At 58.0% G+C, this 22,565-nt stretch carries 21 protein-coding genes; 11 read left to right on the top strand and 10 right to left on the bottom strand.

The genetic code is table 11. From position 1 onward, the window contains the following. Positions 1-17 precede the first annotated feature (17 nt). Positions 18-1,325 (top strand): adenosylmethionine--8-amino-7-oxononanoate transaminase, encoded by a 1,308-nt coding sequence (bioA, locus tag C0560_RS06645; RefSeq protein WP_248859859.1) that lies wholly within the window; start codon positions 18-20, stop codon positions 1,323-1,325. A 71-nt stretch (positions 1,326-1,396) separates the two neighbouring features. Next, positions 1,397-1,873 carry a kinase inhibitor gene (locus C0560_RS06640; RefSeq protein WP_100777139.1) on the top strand — a complete coding sequence of 159 codons (477 nt, stop codon included), beginning with the start codon at positions 1,397-1,399 and terminating at the stop codon, positions 1,871-1,873. 103 nt (positions 1,874-1,976) lie between these two features. On the opposite strand, the gene hutH is transcribed toward C0560_RS06640, so the two are convergent. From hutH to hutI, 5 genes are all read right to left on the bottom strand, one after another. Continuing rightward, positions 1,977-3,497: a histidine ammonia-lyase gene (hutH, locus tag C0560_RS06635; protein WP_248859858.1), complete on the bottom strand. Its 1,521-nt coding sequence runs from the start codon at positions 3,495-3,497 to the stop codon at positions 1,977-1,979. After that, positions 3,497-5,182 carry a urocanate hydratase gene (gene hutU, locus C0560_RS06630; RefSeq protein ID WP_194514168.1) on the bottom strand — a complete coding sequence of 562 codons (1,686 nt, stop codon included), beginning with the start codon at positions 5,180-5,182 and terminating at the stop codon, positions 3,497-3,499. Before hutU ends, hutH begins: the two co-directional genes overlap by 1 nt. Before the next feature lie 127 nt (positions 5,183-5,309). Beyond that, on the bottom strand, positions 5,310-6,044 hold the full coding sequence (locus tag C0560_RS06625; protein ID WP_102105230.1) for a histidine utilization repressor: 735 nt from the start codon (positions 6,042-6,044) through the stop codon (positions 5,310-5,312). A gap of 19 nt (positions 6,045-6,063) precedes the next feature. Further along, positions 6,064-7,002 (bottom strand): formimidoylglutamase, encoded by a 939-nt coding sequence (hutG, locus tag C0560_RS06620; RefSeq protein ID WP_248859857.1) that lies wholly within the window; start codon positions 7,000-7,002, stop codon positions 6,064-6,066. Then, on the bottom strand, positions 6,999-8,222 hold the full coding sequence (gene hutI, locus C0560_RS06615) for an imidazolonepropionase (protein WP_248859856.1): 1,224 nt from the start codon (positions 8,220-8,222) through the stop codon (positions 6,999-7,001). The genes hutG and hutI overlap by 4 nt, the downstream gene beginning before the upstream one ends. A 224-nt stretch (positions 8,223-8,446) precedes the next feature. Between hutI and C0560_RS06610 the strand changes: the two genes are divergently transcribed. Further along, entirely contained in the window at positions 8,447-9,730 is a 1,284-nt protein-coding gene (locus tag C0560_RS06610) for a putative acyl-CoA thioester hydrolase (protein ID WP_100777145.1), read from the top strand. Positions 9,731-9,786: 56 nt separating this feature from the next. Here C0560_RS06610 and pgl read toward each other — a convergent pair whose 3' ends face one another. Further along, positions 9,787-10,782 carry a 6-phosphogluconolactonase gene (pgl, locus tag C0560_RS06605; RefSeq protein ID WP_100777146.1) on the bottom strand — a complete coding sequence of 332 codons (996 nt, stop codon included), beginning with the start codon at positions 10,780-10,782 and terminating at the stop codon, positions 9,787-9,789. Positions 10,783-10,923: 141 nt separating this feature from the next. Between pgl and C0560_RS06600 the strand changes: the two genes are divergently transcribed. Continuing rightward, complete coding sequence (locus C0560_RS06600; protein WP_248859855.1) at positions 10,924-11,742, top strand: pyridoxal phosphatase; 819 nt, start codon at positions 10,924-10,926, stop codon at positions 11,740-11,742. On the opposite strand, the gene modC is transcribed toward C0560_RS06600, so the two are convergent. The 4 genes from modC to C0560_RS06580 all read right to left on the bottom strand — a co-directional run bounded on the left by modC (position 11,743) and on the right by C0560_RS06580 (position 14,594). Next, positions 11,743-12,801, bottom strand: a complete 1,059-nt coding sequence (modC, locus tag C0560_RS06595) for a molybdenum ABC transporter ATP-binding protein ModC (RefSeq protein ID WP_102105236.1) — start codon at positions 12,799-12,801, stop codon at positions 11,743-11,745. Between the two features lie 2 nt (positions 12,802-12,803). Beyond that, on the bottom strand, positions 12,804-13,493 hold the full coding sequence (gene modB, locus C0560_RS06590) for a molybdate ABC transporter permease subunit (RefSeq protein WP_100777149.1): 690 nt from the start codon (positions 13,491-13,493) through the stop codon (positions 12,804-12,806). Further along, a complete protein-coding gene (gene modA, locus C0560_RS06585; protein ID WP_100777150.1) occupies positions 13,493-14,266 on the bottom strand; it encodes a molybdate ABC transporter substrate-binding protein in 774 nt (257 codons plus the stop codon). The genes modB and modA overlap by 1 nt, the downstream gene beginning before the upstream one ends. A gap of 178 nt (positions 14,267-14,444) precedes the next feature. Further along, a complete protein-coding gene (locus tag C0560_RS06580; protein ID WP_072241805.1) occupies positions 14,445-14,594 on the bottom strand; it encodes an AcrZ family multidrug efflux pump-associated protein in 150 nt (49 codons plus the stop codon). Positions 14,595-14,722: 128 nt separating this feature from the next. On the opposite strand from C0560_RS06580, the gene modE reads away from it, so the two are divergent. From modE to gpmA, 7 genes are all read left to right on the top strand, one after another. Then, on the top strand, positions 14,723-15,511 hold the full coding sequence (gene modE, locus C0560_RS06575; protein WP_100777151.1) for a molybdenum-dependent transcriptional regulator: 789 nt from the start codon (positions 14,723-14,725) through the stop codon (positions 15,509-15,511). 67 nt (positions 15,512-15,578) lie between these two features. Next, positions 15,579-17,051, top strand: coding sequence for a molybdate ABC transporter ATP-binding protein ModF (gene modF, locus C0560_RS06570; RefSeq protein ID WP_248859854.1), 1,473 nt, complete (start codon positions 15,579-15,581; stop codon positions 17,049-17,051). A gap of 205 nt (positions 17,052-17,256) precedes the next feature. Continuing rightward, positions 17,257-18,273: a UDP-glucose 4-epimerase GalE gene (galE, locus tag C0560_RS06565; protein WP_100777153.1), complete on the top strand. Its 1,017-nt coding sequence runs from the start codon at positions 17,257-17,259 to the stop codon at positions 18,271-18,273. A gap of 9 nt (positions 18,274-18,282) precedes the next feature. Further along, positions 18,283-19,329 (top strand): galactose-1-phosphate uridylyltransferase, encoded by a 1,047-nt coding sequence (galT, locus tag C0560_RS06560; protein WP_100777154.1) that lies wholly within the window; start codon positions 18,283-18,285, stop codon positions 19,327-19,329. Between the two features lie 3 nt (positions 19,330-19,332). Continuing rightward, entirely contained in the window at positions 19,333-20,481 is a 1,149-nt protein-coding gene (galK, locus tag C0560_RS06555; protein ID WP_123429247.1) for a galactokinase, read from the top strand. Further along, the gene (gene galM / locus C0560_RS06550) at positions 20,475-21,515 is read left to right on the top strand and encodes a galactose-1-epimerase (RefSeq protein ID WP_248859853.1); all 1,041 of its coding nucleotides are present in this window, start codon (positions 20,475-20,477) and stop codon (positions 21,513-21,515) included. The genes galK and galM overlap by 7 nt, the downstream gene beginning before the upstream one ends. Before the next feature lie 248 nt (positions 21,516-21,763). Then, a complete protein-coding gene (gene gpmA, locus C0560_RS06545) occupies positions 21,764-22,516 on the top strand; it encodes a 2,3-diphosphoglycerate-dependent phosphoglycerate mutase (RefSeq protein WP_102105244.1) in 753 nt (250 codons plus the stop codon). The last annotated feature ends 49 nt before the right edge of the window (positions 22,517-22,565 follow it).

Here is a 22,565-nt window from a genome sequence, read left to right as displayed (position 1 = left end):
ACCTAAAACTTTTCAAAATGGTTTACAAGTCGATTATGACCCCGGACGAGCTCGCCTTCGACAAGCAACATATCTGGCACCCCTACACCTCCATGACCCGGCCGCTGCCCGTTTATCCGGTCGCCTCGGCGCACGGGTGTGAACTGCATCTGGCTACCGGCGAAACGCTGGTCGACGGAATGTCCTCCTGGTGGGCAACCATCCACGGGTACAACCATCCGCGCCTGAACGCGGCGATGAAAACGCAAATTGACCAGATGTCCCACGTGATGTTTGGCGGGATCACCCATCAGCCGGCGATTGAGTTGTGTCGTCGGCTGGTCTCCATGACCCCGGACGCGCTGGAATGCGTTTTCCTCGCCGATTCCGGTTCGGTGGCGGTGGAAGTGGCGATGAAAATGGCGCTGCAGTACTGGCAGGCGAAAGGCGAGTCGCGCCAGCGTTTCCTCACCTTCCGCAACGGCTATCACGGCGACACCTTCGGCGCGATGTCGGTCTGCGATCCCGATAATTCGATGCACAGCCTGTGGCAGGGTTATCTGCCGGAAAACCTGTTCGCCCCGGCGCCGCAAAGCCGTTTTGGCGGCGAGTGGAACGAAATGGATATGGTCGGATTTGCCCGTCTGATGGCCGCCCATCGCCACGAAATTGCCGCCGTGATCCTTGAGCCTGTCGTACAGGGCGCGGGCGGAATGCGCATGTATCATCCCGAGTGGCTGAAACGCATCCGAAAGATGTGCGATCGGGAGGGTATCCTGCTGATTGCCGACGAAATCGCGACCGGATTTGGCCGCACCGGCAAGCTCTTTGCCTGCGACCATGCGGAGATCGCCCCGGATATTTTGTGCCTCGGTAAAGCCCTGACGGGCGGCACCATGACCCTCTCCGCAACGCTCACGACCCGTCATGTAGCCGACACCATCAGCGACGGCGAAGCCGGCTGCTTTATGCACGGCCCAACGTTTATGGGCAATCCGCTGGCCTGCGCGGTCGCCAGTGAAAGTCTGGCTATTCTGGAAAGCGGTGAATGGCAGACGCAGGTTGCGGCGATTGAATCGCAGCTCACGCGTGAACTGGCGAGCGCGGCGCAGTCAGCGTTCGTGGCCGACGTGCGGGTGCTGGGCGCAATTGGCGTGGTCGAAACGCGCCATCCGGTGAACATGGCGGCATTGCAGCGTTTCTTCGTCGAGCGTGGCGTGTGGGTGCGACCGTTCGGCAAACTGATCTACCTGATGCCGCCGTACATCATCACCCCAGAGCAATTGCAGAAGCTGACCCGCGCGGTGAATGAGGCTGTTAACATTCCCGCACATTTTGCGATTTAACCCAACGCGTTAGCTTCGGTATGCTGTTTTATGCAGTACACTTTTTGCATGGCTACGTACGGAGAAATCGCATGAAGATAATCAGTCAGGATCTGCGCGACGGTGAAAAATTACCCGAGCGTCACGTGTTTAACGGCATGGGTTATCAGGGCGATAATATTTCGCCGCACCTGGCCTGGGATGATGTTCCGCCGGGGACGAAGAGTTTTGTCGTCACCTGCTACGACCCGGATGCGCCAACCGGCTCCGGCTGGTGGCACTGGATTGTGGCAAACCTGCCCGCCGACACGCGCGTGCTGCCGCAGGGCTCCGGCTCTGATTTAACGGCGTTGCCGGAAGGGGCCATTCAGACCCGCACCGATTTCGGCAAAGCGGGATATGGCGGCGCGGCGCCGCCAAAAGGCGAGACGCACCGGTATATTTTCACCGTTCATGCCCTGGACGTTGAGAAGATCGATGTGGATGAAGGCGCGAGCGGCGCAATGGTCGGCTTTAACGTGCATTTTCACACGCTGGGAAGCGCGTCGATTACCGCGATGTATTCGTAAAAAAAGCCGGGCGGCGGCGTCGCCTCACCCGGCCTGTACGGTTCATTCATCACGAAAACGTCGTTTTTCAGGCCCGGCAAGCGCAGCGCTGCCGGGCTTTGCTTTACAGCACCGCGGGTAATAACGTCACAAGGCTCCCCGCCTTCAGCAATTCCATCGCTTTATCAATATCCGGCGCAAAGAAACGGTCGTCGTCGTAGTGCGTGACGTGCTCACGCAACGTCTGCCGCGCCTGCTCCAGCAGGGGACTGGATTTCAGCCCTTCGCGCAGGTCGATCCCCTGCACCGCCGCCAGCCACTCGATCGCGATCACGCCGCGCGTATTGTAGGCCATCTCCCACAGACGACGCCCGGCCGCCGGCGCCATAGAGACATGGTCTTCCTGATTGGCCGAGGTCGGCAGACTGTCCACGCTGTGCGGATGGGACAGCGCTTTGTTCTCGCTCGCCAGCGCCGCCGCCGTCACCTGGGCAATCATAAACCCGGAATTTACGCCGCCGTTGCGCACCAGGAATGGCGGCAGTTGCGACATGTGTTTATCCATCATCAGTGCGATACGACGCTCAGAGAGCGAACCTATTTCGGCAATCGCCAGCGCCAGATTATCGGCGGCCATCGCCACCGGCTCCGCATGGAAGTTCCCGCCCGACACCACGTCATTCTGCTCGGCGAACACCAGAGGGTTATCGGAAACCGCGTTCGCTTCGACCAGCAGCACGTCGGCGGCCTGACGAATTTGCGTCAGACACGCGCCCATCACCTGCGGCTGACAGCGCAGGGAGTACGGGTCCTGCACCTTGTCGCAGTTATGGTGCGAATCCGCAATTGCGCTGGTATCAGTCAGCAGATGACGGTACATCGCCGCCGCATCAATTTGCCCGCGCTGGCCGCGCACCTCATGGATACGCGCATCAAACGGACGACGCGAACCGAGCACGGCTTCCGTGGTCAGCGCACCGCACACCACCGCCGAGGCAAACAGATCTTCAGCTTCGAACAGACCGCGCATGGCGAACGCTGTGGAAGCCTGGGTGCCGTTCAGCAGGGCCAGACCCTCTTTCGCCGCCAGGGTAATTGGCGTTAATCCGGCTTTTTGCAGCGCCTCTTTGGCGGGCAGCCATTGTCCCTGCCAGCGAGCTTTGCCCTCGCCGAGGAGCAGCAACGACATGTGCGCCAGCGGCGCCAGATCCCCCGAGGCCCCCACCGAGCCTTTGGCCGGGATCCACGGATAGACCTGCGCGTTGACCAGAGCGATAAGCGCCTGAATCACGCTCAGGCGGATACCGGAGAAACCGCGCGCCAGGCTGTTAATTTTCAGCACCATCATCAGACGGACGATCTCGTCATCCAGCGGTTCGCCGACCCCCGCCGCGTGTGACAGCACCAGCGAGCGCTGTAAGTTTTCCAGATCGTGCGTGGCGATGCGCGTCTGCGCCAGCAGGCCGAAACCGGTGTTGATGCCATAGGCCGTGCGATCTTCGGCAACGATGGCTTCCACGCAGGCGACGCTGTCGTTGATCGCCTGATGGGCGTTTTCATCCAGGGTTAGCGTAACCGGGTGGTGCCAGGCGCTGCGCAGGTGAGCGAGTGTTAGCGCGCCGGGCGTAATAGTCAGTGCATTCATCAGTGTTTTCCTTGTGTGGCGGCGACCATCGGCAGGTTCAGCCCCTGCTCTTTCGCACAGTCAATCGCGATGTCGTAGCCCGCGTCGGCATGGCGCATGACGCCTGTCGCCGGGTCGTTATGCAGTACGCGGGCGATGCGGGCGGCAGCTTCGTCGGTACCGTCGCAGACAATCACCATGCCCGCATGTTGGGAGAAGCCCATCCCGACGCCGCCGCCGTGGTGTAGCGAAACCCAGGTCGCGCCGCTGGCGGTATTCAGCAGGGCGTTGAGTAACGGCCAGTCAGAGACCGCGTCAGAGCCGTCCTGCATGGCTTCGGTTTCGCGGTTTGGGCTGGCAACTGAGCCGGAATCCAGGTGGTCGCGGCCAATCACAATCGGCGCGGAGACTTCGCCGCTACGCACCATTTCGTTAAAGGCCAGGCCGAGTTTTTGGCGCCACTCCAGCCCCACCCAGCAGATACGCGCGGGCAGCCCCTGGAAGTTGATGCGTTCACGCGCCATGTCCAGCCAGTGGTGCAGGTGCGCGTCGTCGGCGACGATGGCTTTCACTTTGGCGTCAGTTTTGTAGATATCTTCCGGGTCGCCCGAGAGCGCTACCCAGCGGAACGGGCCAATGCCGCGACAGAACAGCGGGCGGATATAGGCCGGGACAAAGCCGGGGAAGTCGAAGGCGTTTTCCACGCCCATCTCTTTCGCCATCTGGCGAATGTTGTTGCCGTAGTCAAAGGTCGGTACGCCCATTTTGCTGAACGCCAGCATCGCCGACACATGCTCAGCCATCGAGCGTTTGGCGGCCAGCACCGTCCCTTCCGGGTCGCTTTGGGATTTTTGCTGGTACTCTTCCCAGCTCCAGCCTTTTGGCAGGTAGCCGTGGAGCGGATCGTGGGCGCTGGTCTGGTCGGTGACCAGGTCCGGGCGCACGCCGCGCGCCACCAGTTCCGGGACGACCTCCGCCGCGTTGCCGCACAGGGCAATCGACACGGTTTTGCCTTCGGCGGTGTATTTCTGAATGCGCGCCAGCGCGTCATCGAGATTGTCGGCCTGCTCATCGACATAGCGGGTGCGCAGGCGGAAATCGATGCGGCTCTGCTGACATTCGATGTTCAGGGAGCAGGCGCCCGCCAGTGTTGCTGCCAGCGGCTGTGCGCCCCCCATGCCGCCCAGTCCGGCGGTCAGCACCCAGCGCCCTTTCAGGGAGCCGTTATAGTGCTGGCGTCCGGCTTCGACGAAGGTTTCGTAGGTGCCCTGCACGATGCCCTGGCTGCCAATGTAGATCCAGCTGCCCGCAGTCATTTGGCCGTACATCGCCAGCCCTTTGGCGTCCAGCTCATTAAAGTGTTCCCAGGTTGCCCAGTGCGGAACAAGGTTTGAGTTGGCAATCAGCACCCGTGGCGCATTCTTATGGGTTTTGAACACCCCGACCGGTTTACCGGATTGCACCAGCAGGGTTTCGTCGATTTCGAGGTTGGTGAGCGCGTCCACAATGGCGTCGTAGCATTCCCAGTTACGCGCCGCGCGCCCAATGCCACCGTACACCACCAGCTCGTGCGGGTTTTCGGCGACGTCGGGATCGAGGTTGTTCATCAACATGCGCAGCGGCGCTTCGGTGAGCCAGCTTTTGGCGGTGAGCGTGGTGCCGCGCGGGGCGCGGACATCCTGCTGACGGTATTTACCTGACGACATTGTGTGGTCCTCATACGGGATGAAAGATACAAACAGATATACTTGTATAGACAACCACGCACAAGGTCAGATTTAACAATAAAGATACAATTTTGTTATATTGTGTTAGCTATCACGCTTTGAAAACCTATGACATAAAGTGGCCTTGTAAGCGGTAACGGGAACCGGGGAATAACAGTCTGGCGTGCGAGACAATCTGCCCGGAAGACCAGGTGCGGCGGCGGATCAGCAGGCACGGGTCGTGCTCTTTAATCCGCAGTCGTTCGCACTCCTGCGGCGTGGCGCGCACCGCTTCGACAATGTGTTCGCCCTCCGTCAGCGGAGCGACCTGTGACAGCCAGGCGTGGGGCGTGGTCTGGGTATAATCCTGCTGAAGATAATCGGGCACCCGTTCGGCGTTGACGCAGCGATCCTCGATTTGCACCGGAACGTCGTTCTCGAAATGCACCATCACTGAGTGGAAAATCCGCGCCCCCTCTTTGACATTCAGCTCAACCGCCTGCTCGGCACTGGCCTGTGTCTCCTCAAGCACCAGCACTTCACAGTGGTGCTGATGATTGCGCGAGGCGATCTCGTCGGCAATGCTGCGGATTTCAAACAGCGCCGACTGCCCTTTCGGCTCGGCGACGAACGTTCCCACCCCCTGCAAACGCACCAGCAGCCCTTCGTCCGTGAGTTCACGCAGCGCGCGGTTGATGGTCATACGGCTGAAACCAAACTGGGCCACCAGTTCGGCCTCGGAGGGGATGCGGTCGTGCGGCTGCCAGACGCCGGTGGCGATCTTCTCGCTGATGGCCTGTTTCACCTTTTCGTAGAAAGGGGCTGGCGCGCTGGAAGGCGGATTCGGTGAGCGTGAAAACATGGTTACTCCTTAAAATGATTTATGCCCACCAGTGAGCAATTTGCCAGGCCAGACGCGCCGTGAGCCGCGCGCCCTGTCCGTCGCGATCGTATATTGGATTAAACTCGACCAAATCTACTGCCTGCAGTTTTCCGCTGCGACAGATTTCGCCAATCACCGGCATTATATCCAGCGCCGACACGCCGAGCGCCGCCGGGGCTGAGACGGCAGGCATTTCACCGGCGGGCAGTACGTCGAGATCGATGGTCAGATAGACGCGGTCGGCCTGCGCCAGAACGCTTCCCAACACTGGTAAAGCCTCCCGGCGAAAATCGAGATCTTCCACCAGCGTCACGTTGAGGCGGGCCGCTTCGTCCCACAGCGCCTGCGTATTCGCCGCCCGGCTGACGCCCAGACAGGCGTACTGAAACTCGCGATTCTGCGCCTCGCAATACTGCGCGAGCTGGCGGAAAGGCGTGCCTGATGTGGCGTGGTCGGCCTTGCGGAGATCAAGGTGCGCGTCGAGATTGATAATCGCAACGCGTTCGTGAGGAAAGGCATCCAGCACGCCGCGACCGTGGGCCCAGGCCGTTTCGTGGCCGCCGCCGAACACCAGCGTGCGCATGCCCGACTGCTGGCAGGCCAGCACCGCATCACTCAGCGCGCGCTGAGCATCTTCGAGCCGATCGCCCGCAACGGCGATGGTGCCCATATCGGTCAGCGTGTCGTGCCCGCTGTGGCTCGCCATGTTTGCCAGCGCTTTACGCAGCACGTCGGGCGCCTGCGCGGCACCGGGCCGCCCATGGTTGCGCCACACGCCTGCATCACACTCGAAACCTAACAGTGCAATGCCTGAACTTTTGGGCGCAAAACGATCGGTCTGGGCGATAGTCTGAAAAATTCGCAGCGCGTTGCTGGCTTCGCTGCTGTCGTCGCGCCCCTGCCAGAGATCAGCGGGCGTTGGCCGCCACAGTGTCATGATACTTTCCCTCGAAATACACGCTGATAGAGCGGATTACGCCCCGGCTCGTAGACCATTTCCACCGGCCGCTCGGCATCCCAGACGACGAAATCAGCGACAAAACCGGCCTTGAGCTGACCGTGGGTGGCCCCCCGACCCAGCGCCTGTGCCGCGTGACGCGTCACGCCTGCCCATGCCTCTTCCGGCGTTAAACCAAACTGCACGCAGGCCATGTTCATCGCCAGATGCAGGCTGGCAAACGGGCTGGTGCCGGGGTTGTAGTCTGTGGCGACAGCCATCGGCACGCCCTGTTTACGCAGCTGGTCGACAGGCGGGCGCTGGCGTTCCTGTAAGAAGTAGAACGCGCCGGGAAGCAGCACTGCGACCGTGCCGCTGTGCGCCATCGCCTTGACCCCCGCGTCATCGAGATACTCAATATGATCGGCTGACCAGCCGTGGTAGCGGCTCACTAATGCGGCGCCCCCCAGCCTGGAAAGCTGTTCGACATGGCCTTTGACGGGAATGCCCCGCGCGGCGGCCGCCTGAAATACCCGCTCGGTTTGCGACAGCGTGAAGCCGACGTTCTCGCAAAATACGTCCACCGCTTCAAACAGCCCTTCGCGCCAGAGAGTCGGCATGATCTGCTCGCAAACCTGCGTCAGATAAGCGTCCGGATCCTGACGGTACTCCTTCGGCACGGCGTGGGCGGCGAGCAACGTTGGGCTGATTTCAACTCGATGGCTTTGCGCAAGAGTCTGGGCGACGCGCAGCATTTTCTCTTCGGTCTGCGCATTCAGGCCATAACCCGACTTGATCTCAAGGGTGGTGACGCCTTCCTGCATCAGGCGATGCAGACGCTGTTCCGCCCGCTTCAGTAATGATTGTTCATCGCTTTCGCGGGTGGCGGCCACGGTCGCATTGATTCCGCCGCCCTGGGCGCTGATGGTCTGATAAGAGACGCCGTTCAGACGCTGCTCCCACTCCGCGGCGCGATCGCCACCGAACACCAGATGGGTGTGACAATCGATCAGACCAGGTGTCACCAGTCGTCCCCCGAGGTCGACCTGATGAGCATGTGCAACCGGGACCGCCGTTTCAGGGATAATCGCCACAATCCTCTCGCCGCGTACCACCAGAGCCGCATTGTCACGCAGGCCGTAAGGTGCGGGTTCATCAGGGTTCATGGTCGCCAGTCGTGCGTTACGCCAGATAAGATCGTCGGGATGAAGCTGCTGCATGGGACTTCCGCTTGTCATGGGTTGTATAGACATTTATTTTCATTCGTTTGCCCGTGTCAACCGGCTTTACGGAAATTGTTATTTATTTGTGACGACTTCCCCGCCGGGCGCGGGTGAAATATGCAACTTTTTCGTATTTCATCTTCCCGTTTCGCTCAACTTAGTATAAAAAAGCAGGCTATTTCGATCATCCCGTTAAGACTCGCGAAGCAAGGAGCTTTCCCTTGAACATTTCCAGGATTTCTCGTCTGGCGTTGGCACTCGCCTTTGGCGTGACACTGTCAGCGTGCAGCTCAACGCCACCTGACCAGCTGCCCTCTGAGCAGGCCGCACCAGGCACGGCATCTCGCCCAATTCTGTCTGCTGGCGAAGCGAAAAACTTCACCGCCGCACATTATTACACTGCCATGGACCCGAACGCGGCACCGTGGACGCCTTCTTCTATTAGCGTTCCTGCGCAGCCTAACTTCGTGGTTGGCCCGGCAGGCACGCAGGGCGTGACGCACACCAGCATTCAGGCTGCCGTTGACGCTGCCATCACGAAACACAGCGCATCACGCCAGTACATCGCAATTCTGCCAGGCGAGTACGAAGGGACGGTCTACGTTCCCGCCGCACCGGGCAGCATTACGATTTACGGTACCGGTGATAAAGCGATTGACGTGAAAATCGGTCTGGCGATCGACTCTGAAATCGACCGCAACACCTGGCGTCACCTGGTGAACCCGGCCGGTAAATATATGCCGGGCAAACCAGCGTGGTATATGTTCGACAGCTGCCAGAGCAAGCAGAGCGCCACTATCGGCATGATGTGCTCGGCGGTGTTCTGGTCGCAGAACAACGGCCTGCAACTGCAGAACCTGACCATTCAGAACACCCTGGGTGACAGCGTGGATGCGGGTAACCATCAGGCTGTGGCGCTGCGTACTGACGGCGACAAAGTTCAGATCAACAACGTGAACATTCTGGGTCGTCAGAACACCTTCTTCGTGACCAACAGCGGTGTGCAGAACACCCTGCAGAATAACCGTCTGACCCGTACTCAGGTCACCAACAGCTATATCGAAGGTGATGTGGATATCGTCTCCGGTCGCGGCGCAGTGGTGTTTGATAACACTGAATTCCGCGTGGTGAACTCCCGTACTCAGCAGGAAGGTTACGTGTTTGCACCCGCAACGCTGTCCAACATGTTCTACGGCTTCCTGGCCGTGAACAGCCGCTTTACCGCAGCCGGTGACGGCGTGGCGCAGCTGGGACGTTCGCTGGACATCGACTCTGCCACCAACGGTCAGGTCGTGATCCGCGACAGCGTGATTAACGAAGGCTTTAACATGGCAAAACCATGGGCCGACGCGGCGATCTCCAAACGTCCTTACTCCGGTAACACCGGCGCGATGGATGATAAAGGAAATGTACAGCGCAACCTGAACGACGCTAACTTCAACCGCATGTGGGAATACAACAACCGCGGTCTGGGCAGCAAAGTGGTTGCAGAGCCGAAGCAGTAATCCCGAACGCCGGGCATAAAAAAACCTCGCAACTGCGAGGTTTTTTTTTACGCCGCTTAGTGCGCGTTTACCACCACCCACATTGGCCCCTGGCCTACGGCATAGCGGCCTTTCTCTTCCAGCAGGCCCTGCTCGCCTTTGATTTCATACAGCGCGATGTGGTGGGATTTCTGCCCCGCCGCCACCAGGAATTTACCGCTGTTATCAATGTTAAAGCCGCGCGGCTGGGTTTCGGTTGGCTGGAAGCCTTCGATTGCCAGCACGCTGCCATCTTCAGAGATACTGAAAATGGTAATCAGGCTTGAGGTACGGTCGCAGGCATACAGATGACGACCATCCGGGGTGATGTGAATATCTGCGGCCCAGCGGGTGTCGGTAAAGTCTGACGGCATCATGTCCAGGGTCTGAACGCGTTCAATCTTGCCGTTCGGATCGTTCAGTGCCCACACGTCAACAGAGCTGTTTAGCTCATTCACCACATAGGCGTACTGCTGATTCGGGTGGAATACCATGTGGCGCGGGCCTGCGCCCTCAACGGTGGTGATTTCCGCCGGGGTCTGCGCAGCCAGATGGCCGTCGTCGCTTAAGGTAAACAGGCAGATTCGATCCTGCTTCAGCGCCGGAACCCACAGCGTGCGGTTGTCCGGAGAGATATTGGCCGAGTGGCAACCTTCCAGCCCTTCAACCACTTCCACGGTGTCGCGCGGAAGGCCATCTTCCAGACGCGTGACGCTCACGCAGCCCGCATTGTAAGAACCGCTGAAGATGAACTGACCTTTGCGATCGGTCGAGATGTGCGTCGGGCTGCCCGGGAGCGGCGCTTCGGCGGTATAGGTCAGGGCACCATCGTCCGGTGCAATGCGGTAGGCCAGCACGCGAAACTCAGGACGCACGCCTACGTACAGAAAACGTTTATCCGGGCTGACAACCATCGGTTGCACCTGTCCCGGCACATCAACAACCTGCACCAGCGTGAGCGAGCCTTCCGCATTCAAACGCCAGACGTGGATCTGCTGGCTCTCAGGACTGGCGGTATAAACGGTTTGTTTCATGAATACTCCTCTCCTCACTGCGCGTGAAAGTGATTAACTTTTTAACGGTGAATGCTGAATTTTAGCCTGGCATTTTGTGGGTCACGCCTCTCGGTGTACCATCCCCTAAGACCATAATTCAACATTAACCCGGAAGAACAAATGACCTCGCGTGTGATTGCTCTGGATTTAGACGGTACGCTGTTAACCCCGCAAAAAACCCTGCTCCCCTCTTCGCTCGAAGCACTGAAACGTGCTCAGGAAGCGGGATATCAACTCCTGATTGTTACCGGTCGACATCACGTTGCCATTCATCCTTTTTATCAGGCACTGGCGTTAGATACACCTGCAATTTGTTGTAATGGCACTTATTTGTATGATTATCATGCAAAAAAGGTTCTTGAGTCCGATCCGCTGCCGGTGGTTGAGGCGTTACAACTGATTGATCTGCTGGATGAGCACGCCATTCACGGCCTGATGTACGTGGATAACGCCATGGTCTATGAGCGCCCGACCGGGCATGTCATCCGTACCAGCAACTGGGCGCTGTCACTGCCCGAGGCCCAGCGTCCGGTCTTTACGCAGGTCTCATCCCTACGCCAGGCGGCCGCCGACGTCGATGCTATCTGGAAGTTTGCTCTGACGGACGAAGATACGAACAAGCTGAACGCGTTCGCGAAACATGTTGAGCAGACGCTGGGGCTGGAGTGCGAATGGTCCTGGCACGATCAGGTGGATATCGCGCGTAAAGGCAACAGCAAAGGCAAACGCCTGACGCAGTTTGTTGAATCTCAGGGCGGGTCGATGAAAGACGTGATCGCTTTCGGGGATAATTACAATGACATTAGCATGCTGGAGGCTGCCGGCACTGGCGTGGCGATGGGCAATGCCGACGATGCCGTGAAAGCGCGCGCCAACGTGGTCATTGGCGACAACACCACCGACAGCATCGCGCAGTACATTTACACCCATCTGCTGTGATCAGGCGGTGATCGAGACACTCTTGATCTGCGCGTAAAGCCACAGGCCAGGTTTGATACCAAGCTCATCCCTGGCCCACGGGCTGATGCGCGCCCATAGCTTTCTGCTGCCCACTTCCAGCTGTACTTCCACCTGGCCGTTATCATCCACACACTGGGCCACTTTCGCGCGCAAAATATTACGAATACTGGTTTGCAACGGCGGCTGGAGGACCAGAGAAACATCCGACGCCTGAATGCGTATACGCAGCGCGGATTGCAGCGGCTTGTCGATCTTATTGACCCACAGATGCTGATCGCCCAGCGCCAGCGCCGTCATGGCGTAGTGCGGATGGTGCTCCAGCACGCTGACCTTCAGGATGCTGCTCTGCTGCTCTTTCGGCAGCCACGGATACATCACGCTGCTGCCCCACACCTCTTCCAGCGGCCCAAAGGCCTTCACGCTGCCGTTTTCCAGCACCAGCACGTTGTCCGCCAGATGCAGAATCTCGTCCAGCGAGTGGCTGACATAGAGCATCGGAATGTTAATTTCCCGCGCCAGGCGTTGCAGATAAGGCAACAACTCGCGCTTACGCGGCAGATCGAGCGACGCCAGCGGCTCATCCAGCAGCAGGAGTTCCGGTGCGGTTAACAGCGCGCGGCCAATCGCCACACGCTGTTTTTCACCGCCGGAGAGCGACGACGGAAGCCGGTCCAGCAGCGATTCAATACCCAGCAGCGCGACCAGATTATCAAACTGACCGGCCATGCTTTTCGCCATGCCGTAGCGCAGATTGCCGCGCACTTTATAGTGCGGAAACAGGCGCGCGTCCTGGAACACATAGCCGATGCGCCGTTTTTCAGGGGCCAGGTAAATTTTATTTTCCGCGTCGTGAAGCACGCGATTGTTCAGCGCGATCCGCCCGGTTTGCGGGCGCGTCAGCCCGCTGATGGCATTAATCAGCGAGGTTTTTCCCGCGCCCGAAACGCCAAAGACGGCGGTAATTCCGCTGGCGGGCAGCGTTTCGTTGAGCACCAGACAGTGGTTACCGAGCGTTTGAGTAAAGTTGAGTTCCAGCATGATTATTTCCCCATCCGCTCGCGGCTCAGACGCGCCAGCCATTCAGAAATCAGCAGCGACACCAGCGCCAGCACAATGGAGATAATGCACAGCCGTGCGGCAGCCCCTTCCCCGCCCGGCGTTTGAATCAGGGTGTACATCGCCGACGGAATGGTCCGCGTTTCGCCGGGGATGTTTGAAACAAAAGTAATGGTCGCGCCGAATTCACCCAGAGAACGGGCAAACGCCAGTACCGTACCGACGATAATCCCCGGCAACGTAAGGGGCAGCGTAATGGTGAAAAACACCCGCCAGCGCCCGGCACCGAGAGTACGCGCCGCCTGCTCCAGCTTGATGTCCACCCCTTCCAGCGCCAGGCGTATCGCGCGCACCATCAGCGGGAAAGACATCACTGCCGCCGCCAGAACCGCGCCGCGCCAGCTAAAAGCAAACGTCAGGCCGAACCAGTCATACAGCCACTGGCCGATAAAACCGCGTCGCCCCATTGCGATCAGCAATAAGTACCCGACCACCACCGGCGGCAACACGAGAGGAAGATGAAGCACACTGTCGAGCAGGGCTTTGCCCGGAAACTGGCAGCGAACCAGTAGCCAGGCAAAGAAGATCCCAAAGGGCAAACTAAAGGCAACTGCCAGGGAAGAGACTTTAAGGCTCAGCAGCACGGCCTGCCATTCAGGATCGGTCAATATCATTAGTGAGTCGTAAATCCGTAACGTTTAAAGATGGCAGACGCTTCAGGCCCTTTCAGATAGTCGTAAAAGGCGCTGACCGTCGCATTTTTATGTCCATCAACAATGGCGATCGGGTATTCCACTTTCTTGTGCGAATCTTCCGGGAAGGTCCCAACCACTTTCACACCTTTACCGGCAACCGCATCGGAACCGTAGACAATTCCCAGCGGCGCTTCGTTGCGCTCCACCAGCGCCAGGGCGCCGCGCACATCTTCAGCCGGAGCCAGTTTCGGGGATAATGTATCCCACGCACCCAGTTTTTGCAGCGCTTCTTTCGCGTAGATGCCTGCCGGAACGTGGTCCGGATCGCCCACCGCCAGACGCCCGTCTTTCAGCAGGCTGGTCCAGTTAGTCTCTTTGTTGATGGTGAACTCGCCCTGCGCGCTGGCTTTTGGCGCGACCACCACCAGGCTGTTACCCAGCAGGGTTTCGCGGGTGGCCGTATCGATCGATTTTTTCTCCACCGCGTAATCCATCCATTTCTGATCGGCAGAAATAAACAGATCCGCAGGCGCACCGGCTTCGATCTGGCGAGCCAGCGTTGAAGACGAAGCGAACGACGAAACCACATCGACGTTTTTCTCTTTTTTATACTGCGCCGCAATGTCTTGCATCGCGTTGGTCAGCGACGCCGCCGCAAAGACCGTGATTTTCCCTTCGTCAGCCAGTACCTGCCCGGCGACGGTAAGTGTCAGTGTTGCCCCTGCGAAAAGGCGTAACCATGTACGTGCCATTTGTAGCTCCTGTGAGTGTCGTTATATACATACAAATATAACGATAACTGCAGGGATAACCTAGCGTTAAATCGTACCGTTTAAGGGGTAAACAAAGCTGATTCTGAAACTACTATCGGCGGGAGAGGCAGAAACTTGAGAGCAAAACGCCCGGACTGACCGGGCGTTTTGGGAGGAATTAATGCTGCTTTTTAGGCTGGTCTTTGTGACCGATGTTCGAAAAGACGTTGAACACTTCACCCAGGCCGTAGATGGCGCCGAGGATGATGGCCATCACTACGGGTACCATGATCACGGCGAATACCAGACTTTTCAACAACTCTAACATGGTTTTCTCCAGACACTGTGAATGGCGTATTCTACCCTGAAAAGTCAGAAAAACATCCCCTTTTGTGCGGTAGGCTTTGCGCTGTCGGGCAATTGGGTCACAATACGCTTTTTGCCAGGACACCGTCTATGCAGGCCGAAATCCTCCTTACCCTTCGACTTCAGCAGAAGCTTTTCGCCGATCCGCGACGTATTGCCCTGCTTAAACAGATAGAACAAACCGGTTCAATTAGCCAGGGCGCAAAGAATGCGGGCATTAGCTACAAAAGTGCCTGGGACGCCATCAATGAGATGAACAGCCTGAGCGAACAGACGCTGGTGGATCGGGCGACCGGTGGCAAGGGCGGCGGCGGCGCGATGCTAACCCGCTACGGCCAGCGCCTGATTCAGCTCTACGATCTGCTGGCACAGATCCAGCAAAAAGCCTTCGATGTACTGAGCGACGACGACGCGTTACCCCTCGACAGCCTGCTGGCCGCCATCTCCCGCTTCTCCCTGCAAACCAGCGCGCGAAACCAGTGGTTTGGCACCGTGACTGCACGCGATCGCGACCAGGTTCAGCAGCACGTGGATATTCTGCTGGCCGACGGCACGACGCGGCTCAAAGTGGCGATCACCGCGCAGAGCGGCGAACGGCTGGGGCTGGACGAAGGCAAAGAGGTGCTGGTGTTGCTGAAAGCGCCGTGGGTGAATATCACGCTGGATGAAAAGCAGGCCCAAGACGCCGATAACCAGTTGCACGGAAAGATCAGCCACATTGCGCGCGGCGACGAACAGAGTGAAGTGCTTATGACCCTGCCCGACGGGCAAGTGCTGTGCGCCACGGTCCCGCTGGCCGAAGCAGAAGATTTATCGGAAGGCGCTGACGTCACCGCATATTTTAATGCTGACCGGGTGATTATCGCCACGTTGTGCTAAGTGCGTTGACAAACCTGCCGCCAGTGAGTATCCCTGATGCATATCGCTGCAAAAAATGGGATAAGTCATGTCATCATTGCAAATTTCGCAAGGCACGTTTCGTCTTAGCGACACACGAACTCTCTCACTGCCCGACCTCACCTTGCGCGCCGGCGAAAGCTGGGCGTTTGTCGGCACCAACGGCAGCGGCAAGTCCGCGCTGGCTCGCGCGCTTGCGGGTGAGCTCACCCTGCTTAAGGGCGAACGTCAGTGCAGTTTTACCCGCATCACGCGCCTCTCCTTCGAACAGCTGCAAAAACTGGTCAGCGACGAGTGGCAGCGCAATAACACCGACCTGCTGAGCCCAGGCGAAGAGGATACGGGCCGCACCACCGCAGAAATTATCCAGGACGAAAGAAAAGACGCTGCTCGCTGCCAGCAGCTGGCCGAACTTTTCGGCATTACAGGCCTGCTGGAGCGACGCTTTAAGTACCTCTCGACGGGGGAGACGCGCAAAACTTTGCTTTGCCAGGCGCTGATGAACGAGCCGGATCTGTTGATCCTCGATGAGCCGTTCGACGGGCTGGATGTGCAATCCCGCGCGCAGTTGGCCTCCCTGCTCGCGACGCTGAACCAGCAGGGCTATACCCTGGTGCTGGTTCTGAACCGTTTCGATGAGATCCCCGATTTTGTGCAGTACGCGGGCGTGCTGGCGGATTGTTGTCTGACGGAAACCGGCGAAAAAGAGGCGCTGCTACAGCAGGCCCTGATCGCCCAGCTGGCACACAGCGAAAAACTCGACGGCATTGCACTCCCCGAGCCAGACGCCCCTTCGGCGCGGCATTTGCTGGACAACCACCAGCCGCGCATCGAGCTGAAAAACGGTACTGTCTCTTATAACGATCGCCCAATTCTCGATCGACTGAGCTGGACGGTGAACCCCGGTGAGCACTGGCAGATCACCGGCCCCAACGGCGCGGGGAAATCCACGCTGCTGAGCCTGATTACCGGCGATCATCCCCAGGGTTACAGTAACGATCTGACGCTGTTTGGCCGTCGTCGCGGCAGCGGTGAAACCATCTGGGATATCAAAAAACACATCGGCTACGTCAGCAGCAGCCTGCACCTCGATTACCGCGTCAGTACCACGGTGCGAAACGTGATTTTGTCGGGGTATTTCGACTCCATTGGTATCTATCAGGCGGTTTCTGACAAACAGCACAAGCTGGCGCAGGAGTGGCTGGATATTCTGGGGATGGATAAACGCGTGGCGGATGCGCCGTTTCACAGTTTATCGTGGGGACAGCAGCGGCTGGCGCTGATCGTCCGCGCGCTGGTGAAGCACCCTACGGTGCTGATTCTGGATGAACCGCTGCAGGGTCTCGACCCGCTTAATCGCCAGCTGATTCGCCGCTTTGTGGACGTTTTAATCAGCGAAGGCGAAACACAACTGCTGTTCGTTTCCCACCATGCGGAAGATGCGCCGTCCTGTATCACCCACCGGCTGGAGTTTGTTCCTGACGGCGAGCATTATCGCTATGAGTTAAGCCGCATTCGCTGATCGTTCTCTCAGAGGGGCGTGCCCCTCTTTTTCAGACAACCTGCAGTAATACATTGTTATCTCTTTGATTTATAATGGGCCATCTCATTACAAATTCGCGTGCGTGATTCAGTGTAACCGATTCCACTATTTTATCCCATGTCACACTTTTCACGTCTCTGTTATGCTATGGTTATTACATACCATAAGCCTAATGGAGCGAAATATGCGAGTTCTGGTAACGGGTGGTAGCGGTTACATTGGAAGTCATACCTGTGTGCAACTGCTGCAAAATGGCCATGATGTCATCATCCTCGACAACCTGTGCAACAGTAAGCGCAGCGTGCTGCCCGTCATTGAGCGCCTTGGCGGAAAACAGCCCACGTTTGTGGAAGGCGATATCCGCAACGAAGCGCTGATGACCGAAATCCTTCACGACCACGCCATTGATACGGTGATTCACTTTGCGGGCCTGAAAGCGGTCGGCGAATCCGTCGCTAAGCCTCTCGAATACTACGATAACAACGTGAACGGTACCCTGCGCCTGATCTCCGCGATGCGCGCCGCGAACGTGAAAAACTTCATCTTCAGCTCATCGGCCACCGTCTACGGCGATCAGCCTAAAATTCCTTATGTCGAAAGCTTCCCGACCGGCACGCCGCAAAGCCCGTACGGCAAAAGCAAGCTGATGGTGGAACAGATTCTGGCCGATCTGCAAAAAGCACAGCCGGACTGGAGCATCGCTCTGCTACGTTATTTCAACCCGGTTGGCGCACATCCGTCAGGCGATATGGGCGAAGATCCGCAGGGCATCCCGAATAACCTGATGCCCTACATCGCGCAGGTGGCCGTGGGCCGCCGCGACTCGCTGGCAATTTTTGGCAACGACTACCCAACCGAAGATGGCACCGGGGTGCGCGACTACATTCACGTCATGGATCTGGCCGATGGTCACGTGGCGGCGATGCAGCAGCTGGCGAATAAACCCGGCGTGCATATTTACAACCTCGGTGCTGGCGTGGGCAGCAGCGTGCTGGACGTGGTTAACGCCTTCAGTAAAGCCTGCGGCAAACCGGTGGCGTATCACTTCGCGCCACGCCGCGATGGCGATCTTCCCGCGTACTGGGCAGACGCCTCCAAAGCTGATAAAGAGCTGAACTGGCGTGTCACGCGCACACTGGATGAAATGGCACAGGATACCTGGCACTGGCAGTCACGCCATCCCCAGGGCTATCCGGATTAAGGATCCGACATGACGCAATTCAACCCCGTCGATCATCCGCATCGGCGTTATAACCCGTTAACCGGGCAATGGATTTTGGTCTCTCCGCATCGTGCGAAGCGCCCATGGCAAGGCGCGCAAGAGACGCCGGCGAAACAGACGCTGCCTCAGCATGACCCGGACTGCTTCCTGTGTCCGGGGAATACCCGCGTCACCGGCGATAAAAATCCGGATTACCAAAGCACGTATGTGTTTACCAACGATTTTGCCGCCCTGATGACCGACACGCCGGATGCCCCGGAAAGTGACGATCCGCTGATGCGTTGCGAAAGCGCGCGCGGCACCAGCCGCGTGATCTGCTTCTCGCCGGACCACAGCAAAACGCTGCCGGAGCTGAGCCTCGGCGCCCTCACCGACGTGATCAACACCTGGCAACAGCAGACCGCCGAGCTGGGACAGGATTATCCGTGGGTGCAGGTTTTTGAAAACAAAGGGGCGGCGATGGGCTGCTCTAACCCGCATCCGCACGGCCAGGTGTGGGCGAACAGCTTCCTGCCAAATGAAGTTGAGCGCGAAGATCGTCTGCAAAAAGCTTATTACGACGAAAACCAGTCAGCGCTGCTGGCGGATTACGTTCAGCGCGAGATGGCTGACGGCAGCCGCACGGTCGTTGAAACCGAGCACTGGCTCGCCGTAGTGCCGTACTGGGCGGCGTGGCCGTTCGAGACGCTGCTGCTGCCAAAAGCCCATGTACTACGCATTACCGATTTGAGCGATGCCGAGCGTGACGATCTGGCACTGGCGCTGAAAAAACTGACCAGCCGCTATGACAATCTGTTCCAGTGCTCTTTCCCCTATTCCATGGGCTGGCACGGCGCGCCGTTTAATGGCGAAGAGAATCAGCACTGGCAGTTACACGCCCATTTTTATCCGCCGCTACTGCGTTCCGCGACGGTGCGTAAATTTATGGTGGGCTATGAGATGCTGGCAGAAACCCAGCGCGATCTGACAGCAGAACAGGCGGCAGAACGTCTTCGCGCCGTCAGCGATGTCCACTACCGCGAATCAGGAGTCTAATAAATGAGTCTGAAAGATAAAACACAATCCCTGTTTGCTGAAAAATTCGGCTACCCTGCCACCCACGCGATACAGGCTCCTGGCCGCGTTAATCTGATTGGTGAGCACACCGACTATAACGATGGTTTCGTTCTGCCTTGTGCGATCGATTATCAGACCGTTATCAGCTGCGCCAAACGCGACGACCGCAACGTGCGGGTGATTGCCGCCGATTACGACAATCAGATCGACGAGTTTTCCCTTGATGCGCCGATTGTGGCTCACGATACCCAGCAGTGGTCAAACTACGTGCGCGGAGTAGTTAAACACCTGCAAAAGCGCAATAAAAACTTCGGCGGCGCAGATCTGGTGATCACCGGTAATGTTCCGCAGGGTGCAGGCCTGAGTTCCTCTGCCTCTCTGGAAGTGGCGGTTGGCACCGTATTCCAGCAGCTTTATCATCTGCCGCTGGACGGGGCGCAAATCGCCCTCAACGGCCAGGAAGCGGAGAACCAGTTTGTCGGCTGTAACTGCGGGATTATGGACCAGCTGATTTCTGCGCTTGGTAAAAAAGAGCATGCGCTGCTGATTGATTGCCGCACGCTGGGCACCAAAGCCGTCTCCCTGCCGAAAGGCGCGGCGGTGGTGATTATCAACAGTAATTTCAAACGCACGCTGGTCGGCAGTGAGTACAACACCCGCCGCGAGCAGTGTGAAACCGGGGCGCGCTTCTTCCAGCAGCCTAAACTTCGCGATGTTTCGTTAAACGAATTCAATAAAGTGGCGCACGAACTGGACCCGGTCGTCGCCAAACGCGTGCGTCACGTTCTGACCGAAAATGCCCGAACCGTGGAAGCAGCCTCTGCGCTGGAGAAAGGCGATCTGAAACGCATCGGCGAACTGATGGCGGAATCCCACGCCTCCATGCGCGATGATTTCGAGATCACGGTTCCGCAAATTGATACGCTGGTTGAGATCGTGAAAGCGACCATCGGCGAGAAAGGCGGCGTGCGCATGACCGGCGGCGGTTTTGGTGGCTGCATTGTGGCGCTGATCCCGGAAGAGCTGGTTCCCGCCGTTCAGGATGCCGTGGCGAAACAGTATGAAGCCAAAACCGGTATCAAAGAGACCTTCTATGTCTGTAAAGCAACCCAAGGAGCTGGACAGTGCTAAACGAAACGCCAACCCTCGCCCCTGACGGTCTGCCGTATCGCCTGCTGACCCTGCGTAACAGCGGAGGAATGGTGGTGACGGTGATGGACTGGGGCGCAACGCTACTCTCTGCCCGCGTACCCATGCCAGACGGCAGCGTGCGCGAGACCCTGCTCGGCTGCGCATCGCCGGAACAGTACGTCAACCAGGCGGCTTACCTGGGCGCCTCTGTCGGACGCTACGCTAACCGTATCGCCAAAAGCCGCTTCGATCTGGACGGCAAAACCTATTCCTTAGTGCCAAGCCAGGGTGAGAATCAGCTCCACGGCGGCACGGAAGGTTTTGATAAACGCCGCTGGCGTATCGTGCAGCAGAATGACAGCGAAGTGCTGTTTGCGCTGGAATCCGCCGACGGCGATCAGGGCTTCCCCGGTAACCTCTCCGCCTCTGCCCTCTTCCGCCTGACGGACGATAACCGTATCAGTATTGAATACCGCGCGACGGTCGACCAGCCTTGTCCGGTCAATTTGACCAACCACGCCTATTTCAATCTCGACGGCGATCAGACGGATGTGCGCAATCACAAATTGCAGATCCTGGCCGATACGTATTTACCGGTCGATGCGATGGGAATTCCTCTTGAAGGACTGAAGTCCGTAGAGGGCACCAGCTTTGATTTCCGCAGCGCGAAAACCGTCGCAACGGATTTCCTGAGCGACGACCATCAGCGCAACGTGAAAGGGTATGACCACGCATTCCTGCTGCAGGCGAAGGGAGATGCTACTCAGCCTGCCGCTCAGGTGTGGTCCGCCGACGAAAAGCTGCAGATGACGGTGTATACCAGCGCTCCCGCCCTGCAATTCTATTCCGGGAACTACCTCGGCGGTACGCCTGCGCGCGAACAGGGTGATTACCACGACTGGCAGGGTATGGCGCTTGAAAGTGAGTTTCTGCCGGACAGCCCTAACCATGCCGAGTGGCCGCAACCTGACTGCATTCTGCGTCCGGGCCAGGAATATGTGAGCGAGACCGTTTATCAGTTTATCGCCCGCTAATGACGTCGGGTGGCGCGTTGTTTCCCCGGCCACCCGAACGGCATCCCGCCAGGCCCTCATGCTGAGGGCTTTTTTTGTCCGTCTTGCTGAAAATAGCGTCGATCGCGGACAAAATCATAACCCTCAATTCACAAGCATCTTACACTGGGCCACTATTTTCGCTATGGTTAGGGTTAAGCGTTGCCGCCTGAGCGATCACGGCAATATAATGAGAATTGTTATCATTCAATAAGCTTAAGGAGTGCAATATGGCTGTAACTAAGCTGGTCCTGGTGCGCCACGGCGAAAGCCAGTGGAACAACGAAAACCGCTTCACCGGTTGGTATGATGTTGATCTGTCTGAGAAAGGCGTAAGCGAAGCAAAAGCTGCAGGTAAACTGTTGAAAGATGAAGGCTTCAGCTTCGATTTTGCTTATACCTCTGTGCTGAAACGTGCCATCCACACTCTGTGGAACGTGCTGGACGAACTGGACCAGGCCTGGCTGCCGGTTGAGAAATCCTGGAAGCTGAACGAGCGTCATTACGGTGCGCTGCAAGGCCTGAACAAAGCTGAAACCGCTGAAAAATACGGTGACGAGCAGGTTAAGCAGTGGCGTCGTGGTTTTGCGGTAACCCCACCAGAGCTGACCAAAGACGATGAGCGTTATCCGGGCCACGATCCACGTTACGCGAAACTGACTGATGCTGAGCTGCCTCAGACCGAAAGCCTGGCGCTGACCATCGATCGCGTTGTGCCTTACTGGAACGACACCATTCTGCCGCGCATTAAAAGCGGTGAGCGCGTCATCGTTGCCGCTCACGGTAACTCCCTGCGTGCGCTGGTGAAATACCTGGATAAGATGGGCGAAGACGAAATCCTTGAACTGAACATACCAACGGGCGTACCGCTGGTGTATGAGTTCGATGAGAACTTCAACCCAATCAAACGTTACTATCTGGGTAACGCTGACGAAATCGCAGCGAAAGCGGCGGCGGTAGCGAACCAGGGTAAAGCGAAGTAATGATTCGCCCGATATAAAAAAAGCGTGGAGCAATCCACGCTTTTTTATT

Source organism: Lelliottia sp. AC1 (assembly GCF_023278595.1).
In the GTDB taxonomy this organism is placed as follows: domain Bacteria; phylum Pseudomonadota; class Gammaproteobacteria; order Enterobacterales; family Enterobacteriaceae; genus Enterobacter; species Enterobacter nimipressuralis.
The sequence above is the reverse complement of the archived record's forward strand: the minus strand, read 5'-3'. Positions and strand labels throughout refer to the sequence as shown.

Coding starts and splice junctions, on each gene's coding strand:
- bioA (WP_248859859.1), top strand. CDS start 18: ATGGTTTACAAGTCGATTATGACCCCGGACGAGCTCGCCTTCGACAAG.
- C0560_RS06640 (WP_100777139.1), top strand. CDS start 1,397: ATGAAGATAATCAGTCAGGATCTGCGCGACGGTGAAAAATTACCCGAG.
- hutH (WP_248859858.1), bottom strand. CDS start 3,497: ATGAATGCACTGACTATTACGCCCGGCGCGCTAACACTCGCTCACCTG.
- hutU (WP_194514168.1), bottom strand. CDS start 5,182: ATGTCGTCAGGTAAATACCGTCAGCAGGATGTCCGCGCCCCGCGCGGC.
- C0560_RS06625 (WP_102105230.1), bottom strand. CDS start 6,044: ATGTTTTCACGCTCACCGAATCCGCCTTCCAGCGCGCCAGCCCCTTTC.
- hutG (WP_248859857.1), bottom strand. CDS start 7,002: ATGACACTGTGGCGGCCAACGCCCGCTGATCTCTGGCAGGGGCGCGAC.
- hutI (WP_248859856.1), bottom strand. CDS start 8,222: ATGCAGCAGCTTCATCCCGACGATCTTATCTGGCGTAACGCACGACTG.
- pgl (WP_100777146.1), bottom strand. CDS start 10,782: ATGAAACAAACCGTTTATACCGCCAGTCCTGAGAGCCAGCAGATCCAC.
- C0560_RS06600 (WP_248859855.1), top strand. CDS start 10,924: ATGACCTCGCGTGTGATTGCTCTGGATTTAGACGGTACGCTGTTAACC.
- modC (WP_102105236.1), bottom strand. CDS start 12,801: ATGCTGGAACTCAACTTTACTCAAACGCTCGGTAACCACTGTCTGGTG.
- modB (WP_100777149.1), bottom strand. CDS start 13,493: ATGATATTGACCGATCCTGAATGGCAGGCCGTGCTGCTGAGCCTTAAA.
- modA (WP_100777150.1), bottom strand. CDS start 14,266: ATGGCACGTACATGGTTACGCCTTTTCGCAGGGGCAACACTGACACTT.
- C0560_RS06580 (WP_072241805.1), bottom strand. CDS start 14,594: ATGTTAGAGTTGTTGAAAAGTCTGGTATTCGCCGTGATCATGGTACCC.
- modE (WP_100777151.1), top strand. CDS start 14,723: ATGCAGGCCGAAATCCTCCTTACCCTTCGACTTCAGCAGAAGCTTTTC.
- modF (WP_248859854.1), top strand. CDS start 15,579: ATGTCATCATTGCAAATTTCGCAAGGCACGTTTCGTCTTAGCGACACA.
- galE (WP_100777153.1), top strand. CDS start 17,257: ATGCGAGTTCTGGTAACGGGTGGTAGCGGTTACATTGGAAGTCATACC.
- galT (WP_100777154.1), top strand. CDS start 18,283: ATGACGCAATTCAACCCCGTCGATCATCCGCATCGGCGTTATAACCCG.
- galK (WP_123429247.1), top strand. CDS start 19,333: ATGAGTCTGAAAGATAAAACACAATCCCTGTTTGCTGAAAAATTCGGC.
- gpmA (WP_102105244.1), top strand. CDS start 21,764: ATGGCTGTAACTAAGCTGGTCCTGGTGCGCCACGGCGAAAGCCAGTGG.